The following is a 6,000-nucleotide window of genomic DNA, read 5'->3' on the forward strand; positions in this document are numbered from 1 at the left end:
TTCAGCGTGCTCCGAAAAGAGTACAAATGTGCTCCATGGACACTCTTACCCCCAAACGCCGCGCCATTTTCGAATTCATCCGTGAGCGCATTGCCGAGCATGGTCAGCCGCCGAGCCTGGCCGATATCGCCACGCGCTTCGGTTTTGCCTCGCGCAGCGTTGCGCGCAAGCACATCACCGCCCTGTGCCAGGCCGGTTACATCGATGTCACGCCAAACCAGGCCCGGGGCATACGCCTGGCCGAACCGCTGCGCCGGCCGGAAATCCTCGAAATACCCGTGCTGGGCCAGGTGGCGGCGGGTGCCCCCATCGGCCCGGACCTGGACATCCACGAGCAGTTGCTGCTCGACCCCAGCCTGTTCCGCCGTACCCCCGACTACCTGCTGAAGGTGCGGGGCGACTCGATGATCGACGACGGCATCTTTGACGGTGACCTGGTCGGCATCCTGCAACAGGCCGACGCCCGCGACGGGCAAATCGTGGTTGCGCGCCTGGACGGCGAAGTGACCATCAAGCGCCTGCAACGCCAAGGCGGCACTTACCGGCTGTTGCCACGCAACCCGGCCTATGCGCCGATCGATGTGCAGCCCGAACAGGACTTTTTCATCGAAGGCGTGTTCTGCGGCTTGCTGAGGCGCGACTGATGGGCGCCGTGGTCGACCTCGACAGGCTGCTGGAGCAGCGCCGGGTATGGCGCGGCCGGCAGGCCCAGGCGCGGCCACTCGGGCTGCAGCCCACCGGCCATGCGGCCCTCGACGAACGTTTGCCGGAAGGTGGCTGGCCGGCGGCAGCACTGAGCGAGCTGTTGCTGGCCAACCCCGGCTGTGGCGAATTGCAGTTGCTGTGGCCAACCCTGGCCCGGCTGAGTGCAGAAGCCAGCAGAGTGGTGCTGGTGGCTCCACCCTTCATCCCTTTTGCACCGGCCTGGCAGGCAGCGGGGGTGGACCTGCGCTGGCTGGTACAGGTGGATGCCGAGCCTGCCGATGCCCTGTGGGCTGCCGAACAGTGCCTGCGCTCGGGCAGTTGCGCGGCGGTGCTGTGCTGGCCGGAACGTGCCGATGACCGCGCCCTGCGGCGCTTGCAGGTAGCGGCCGAAACCGGGCAGGCACTGGCGTTCGCCTGCAGGCCGCAGCAGGCGTCGCACAACCCTTCACCCGCAGCGCTGCGCATTGCAGTCGACACACGCCCGGCGCAATGGCGCGTGCTGAAAAGCCGGGGTGGCATGCCTCCAGCGTTGCCAATACCCTGCCCGGGGCGGGGCTGATGCACCATGCTCTGGGCCTGCATCCTGCTCCCGCAGCTTGCGCTGGACACCGTCCTGCGTGAGCGTGACGACCCTGACACGCCTTTGGTGCTGATTGGCGGGCCGACCCAGCGTCGCCTGTTGCAGGCAGTCAACCCGGCGGCCGCTGCACTTGGCCTGCGGGCCGGGCAAACCCTGACCGCAGCGCGTGCCCTGGCCGATGGCTTTACCTGTGTCGAAGCCGACCCCAAACGCATCGATCAGGTGCAACAGCTGCTGGCGGCCTGGGCCTACCGCTTCAGTGCCCAGGTCAGCCTGCATTACCCACGGGCGCTGCTGCTGGAAGTGGGCTCCAGCCTGCAACTGTTCGGGCCCTGGCCTTTGTTCGAGGCGCGTCTGCGTCAGGAATTGGCAGAACTCGGCCTGCGCCAACGCATTGTCCTGGCCAGCAACCCGGTGGCTGCTCGCATGCTCGCCAATGGCCACGATGGCCTGGCCGTGGGCGATGTCGACGCCACCCGAGCGGCGCTGCTTGGCATGCCCATCACGCGCGTCGGCCTGCCGGCAGAGGCGGCCGAAGCGTTTGCCCGCATGGGCTTGCACCAGCTGGGCCAGGTATTGGCCTTGCCGCGCGATACCTTGGCCAGGCGCTTTGCGGCCCAGGTGCAGCTGCACCTCGACCAGTTGCTCGGCCTGCGCAACCTGGGGCTGGACTTCTACCAGCCACCGGACCGTTTCGAAACCCGGCTGGAACTCAATTTCGACGTCGAGTCGCACCAGGCGCTGTTGTTCCCGCTGCGGCGCATGCTCAACGACCTTGCTGCATTTCTGGCCGGGCGAGACTGTGGCGTGCAGCGCTTCCGCCTGCATCTGGAGCACGCCGAGGGGCCGGATACCCTGCTCAAGGTGGGCCTGCTGGCGGCCGAACGCGATGCTGCGATGCTGTTCGAGCTGGCCCGTGCGCGCCTTGAGCCGCTGTGCATACCCGCACCGGTGCGCAACCTGCGGCTGGTTGCCGAAGACTTGCCACCCTTCGTGCCACAGCATCAGGCGTTGTTCGACCCGCGGGCGCAACAGGCGCAACCCTGGGCGCAATTGCGCGAGCGGCTGCGCGCCCGGCTGGGGGATGAGGCCGTCAAGGGGCTTGGTGCAGCCGCCGATCACCGCCCCGAATGCGCCTGGCAGTTGGCGGAGCAGGGGGCCCAAGGCAACATGCCCGTTGCACCGGGCAGCCGCCCGGGGTGGCTGTTGTCGGCACCGATCGCGCTGGATGACGCCGCCTACCAGGTGCAGGGCTACGCCGAACGCATCGAATCAGGTTGGTGGGATGGCGGCGATGTGCGTCGCGACTACTACCGCATCGAAACCCGTGACGGCCTGCGCGGCTGGGCCTACCGCGACCTGAGCCAGGCCGGTCCGCTTTGGCTGCAGGGGTGGTTCGCATGAACACCCCGGGTTATGCCGAGCTGCATTGCCTTTCCAACTTCAGCTTCCAGCGCGGTGCATCGAGCGCCGACGAGCTGTTCCGGCGTGCGCGCGAGCAGGGCTACCAGGCCTTGGCAATCACTGACGAATGTACGTTGGCCGGTATCGTGCGCGCCTGGCAGGCAGCCAAGGTGCACCAGTTGCGGCTGATCGTTGGCAGCGAGGTGCAATTGTGCGACGGGCCCAAGCTGGTGCTGCTGGTCGAGAACCTGACCGGCTACCAGAACCTGTGCGCCCTGATCACCCGTGCCCGGCGGCGGGCAGAGAAGGGGGCGTACCAGCTGTTTCGTGAGGACCTGTTGCTGCACCACCAAGGCCTGCTGGCCCTGTGGGTGGCCGCTGACAGTGGCGATACCGCTACCGGCGCGTGGCTGCGCAGTGTGTTCGCTGAGCGCCTGTGGCTGGCCGTGCACCTGCACCGGGGCAGTGACGATGCCATGCGCCTGCAACGGTTGCGGGCGCTGGCGGCTGATGTAGGCATTCGCACCGTGGCCTGTGGCGACGTGCACATGCACGTGCGTGGCCGCCGTGCCTTGCAGGACTGCATGACCGCCATCCGCCAGCATTGTCAGGTGAGCGAGGCCGGGCGCTTTCTGTTTGCCAATGGTGAACGGCACCTGCGCAGCCAGGCGCAACTGGCCGAGCTGTATCCGCTCGACCTGCTGGCCGAGACCCTGGTCATTGCCCGGCGCTGCCAGTTTGACCTGAGCGAACTGAGCTACCAGTACCCACGCGAACTGGTGCCCGAGGGGCATACCCCGGCAAGCTGGCTGCGCGAATTGTGCGAGCAAGGCATGCCGCTGCGCTGGCCAGGCGGGCCCAGTGGCAAGGTGCGGGATGTGCTTGCCAAGGAGCTGGGGCTGATCGAAGAGCTGGGCTACGAAAGCTACTTCCTGACGGTGCACGACATTGTCGCCTTCGCCCGCAGCCAGCGCATCCTATGCCAGGGCCGGGGGTCGGCAGCCAACTCGGTGGTGTGCTTCGTGCTGGGCATCACCGAGCTTGACCCCATGAAACACCACCTGCTGTTCGAGCGCTTCCTGTCGCGCGAGCGCAACGAGCCGCCGGACATCGACGTGGACTTCGAACACGATCGGCGCGAGGAGGTGATCCAGTATGTTTTCCGTCGCTATGGCCGGCACCGGGCGGCGCTCACTGCGGTAGTCAACACCTACCATGCCGCCGGTGCGGTGCGGGATGTGGCGCGGGTGCTGGGGCTACCCGCCGACCAGGTGGATGCCCTGGCCAAATGTTGTGGCCGCTGGAGCGATCGCATACCCGATGACCAGCGCCTGGCCGAAGCCGGTTTCGAAGCGGGCAGCCCTTCGCTGCGGCGGGTGCTGGTGCTGGCCGGCGAACTGATCGGCTTCCCTCGGCACCTGTCACAGCACCCGGGCGGTTTTGTCATCTCCCAGCAACCGCTCGACCAGCTGGTGCCGGTGGAGAATGCCGCGATGCCGGAGCGCACGGTGATCCAGTGGGACAAGGATGACCTGGACATGGTCGGCCTGCTCAAGGTCGACGTACTGGCGTTGGGCATGCTCAGCGCCTTGCGCCGCTGCTTCGACCTGCTGCAACACCACCGTGGCCGGCACCTGACCCTGGCGACCATCCCCAGCGAAGATCCGGCCACCTACGCCATGATCAGCCGTGCCGAGACCATGGGCGTGTTCCAGATCGAGTCACGCGCGCAAATGGCCATGTTGCCGCGGCTGCGGCCCCAAAAGTTCTACGACCTGGTCATCGAGGTCGCCATCGTCCGCCCCGGGCCGATCCAGGGTGACATGGTGCACCCGTACCTGCGCCGGCGCCTGAAGCAGGAACCGGTGACGTATCCGTCGCCGCAACTGAAGGAAGTGTTCGAACGTACCTTGGGCGTGCCGCTGTTCCAGGAGCAGGTGATGGAACTGGCGATGGTCGCGGCCGACTATACCCCGGGCGAGGCCGACCAGTTGCGCCGCAGCATGGCAGCCTGGAAGCGCCACGGCGGCCTGGAGCCGCATCGCGAACGGCTGGTGCAGGGCATGTTGCGCAATGGTTACACGCTGGCGTTTGCCGAACGCATCTTCGAGCAGATCAAGGGGTTTGGCAGTTATGGGTTCCCTGAGTCCCATGCGGCCAGCTTTGCCTTGCTGTGCTATGCCAGCAGTTGGCTGAAGTGCCATGAGCCGGCGATTTTCACCTGTGCGTTGGTCAACAGTTGGCCGATGGGCTTCTACAGCCCTGATCAACTGCTGCAAGAGGCTCGCCGCCAAGGTATCGAGGTACGGCCGGTTGATGTCTGCCACAGCGACTGGGACTGCACCCTGGAGCCTGATGCTGAAGGCACCCTGGCCATTCGCATGGGCCTGCGGCTGGTGCGTGGCCTGGCCGAAGCCGATGCCTGGCGCGTGCAGCAGGCGAGGGCGCAGCGGCCGTGGCGCAACGTCGAAGACCTGTGCCTGCGCGCCGGCCTGGACGCTCGGGCCCGTGCCCGCCTGGCTGATGGCGGGGCGCTGCGCGCCTTGGCCAGCGATCGGCATCAGGCGCGCTGGCAGGTGGCGGCGGTGCAGCCGCAGCTGCCGTTGTTCGCTGATGTGCAGGCCTTGCCTGAAGAAACGGTGCAATTGCCCGTGCCAACCGTGGGCGAGGACCTGATGGCCGATTATCAAACCCTCGGCACTACGCTTGGCCCACATCCACTGGCCCTGTTGCGCGCTCGTCTGAGGGCACTGGGGTGTCGCAGCTCCAGTGAATTACAGGGTGTGGAGCATGGCGACAACATTGCTGTGGCCGGGCTGGTGGTGGGCCGGCAACGGCCTCAAACCGCCAGCGGTGTGACCTTCGTTACCCTGGAGGACGAACATGGCATGGTCAACGTGGTGGTGTGGCGTGCGCTGGCCGAACGGCAGCGGCGGGCGCTGGTGGGTTCGCAGTTGCTCAAGGTCAGTGGGCGGCTGGAGCAGGAGAATGGGGTGCGGCACCTGATTGCGCGGCGGTTGGAGGATGTGAGTCCGCTGTTGCAAGGGCTGGATGTGCGCAGTCGGGATTTCCATTGAAACCCCAACGCTCGGTACTTGCGCGGTTCCTTGTGGGAGCGGGCGAGCCCGCGAAGCAGCCACCGCGTTGCAGGGCACCGGCCTTGCCGGTGTTCGCGGGCATGCCCTTTCCACATTGATCGCCTGCAACCTTGAGCCTGCCCCAACCATTCATCGGCCACGGTGCGTTATACCTTGGTCGACGGCCACGTTTGCCACGAGGCTTAAGCAACCCCTGTGGGAGCGGCCTTGCGT

At 66.6% G+C, this 6,000-nt stretch carries 4 protein-coding genes; all 4 read left to right on the plus strand.

Going from position 1 to position 6,000, the window contains the following annotated elements:
- Positions 1 to 26: 26 nt before the first annotated feature.
- From lexA to ACF8RA_RS22610, 4 genes are read left to right on the plus strand one after another with little or no spacing between them, the layout of a single operon-like run.
- A complete protein-coding gene (lexA, locus tag ACF8RA_RS22595; protein WP_012052394.1) occupies positions 27 to 644 on the plus strand; it encodes a transcriptional repressor LexA in 618 nt (205 codons plus the stop codon).
- The gene (gene imuA, locus ACF8RA_RS22600; protein ID WP_004374214.1) at positions 644 to 1,264 is read left to right on the plus strand and encodes a translesion DNA synthesis-associated protein ImuA; all 621 of its coding nucleotides are present in this window, start codon (positions 644 to 646) and stop codon (positions 1,262 to 1,264) included. Before lexA ends, imuA begins: the two co-directional genes overlap by 1 nt.
- 6 nt (positions 1,265 to 1,270) lie before the next feature.
- On the plus strand, positions 1,271 to 2,689 hold the full coding sequence (locus ACF8RA_RS22605; RefSeq protein ID WP_392487513.1) for a Y-family DNA polymerase: 1,419 nt from the start codon (positions 1,271 to 1,273) through the stop codon (positions 2,687 to 2,689).
- Positions 2,686 to 5,766 carry an error-prone DNA polymerase gene (locus tag ACF8RA_RS22610; RefSeq protein ID WP_392519593.1) on the plus strand — a complete coding sequence of 1,027 codons (3,081 nt, stop codon included), beginning with the start codon at positions 2,686 to 2,688 and terminating at the stop codon, positions 5,764 to 5,766. Before ACF8RA_RS22605 ends, ACF8RA_RS22610 begins: the two co-directional genes overlap by 4 nt.
- Positions 5,767 to 6,000: the final 234 nt, after the last annotated feature.

Source organism: Pseudomonas sp. FYR_5, from assembly GCF_043106315.1.
Taxonomy (GTDB): Bacteria; Pseudomonadota; Gammaproteobacteria; order Pseudomonadales; family Pseudomonadaceae; genus Aquipseudomonas; species Aquipseudomonas putida_Y.

What these genes read in the sequence shown, in the direction of transcription:
- lexA (WP_012052394.1), top strand. Translation starts at nt 27, where the DNA reads ATGTGCTCCATGGACACTCTTACCCCCAAACGCCGCGCCATTTTCGAA.
- imuA (WP_004374214.1), top strand. Translation starts at nt 644, where the DNA reads ATGGGCGCCGTGGTCGACCTCGACAGGCTGCTGGAGCAGCGCCGGGTA.
- ACF8RA_RS22605 (WP_392487513.1), top strand. Translation starts at nt 1,271, where the DNA reads ATGCTCTGGGCCTGCATCCTGCTCCCGCAGCTTGCGCTGGACACCGTC.
- ACF8RA_RS22610 (WP_392519593.1), top strand. Translation starts at nt 2,686, where the DNA reads ATGAACACCCCGGGTTATGCCGAGCTGCATTGCCTTTCCAACTTCAGC.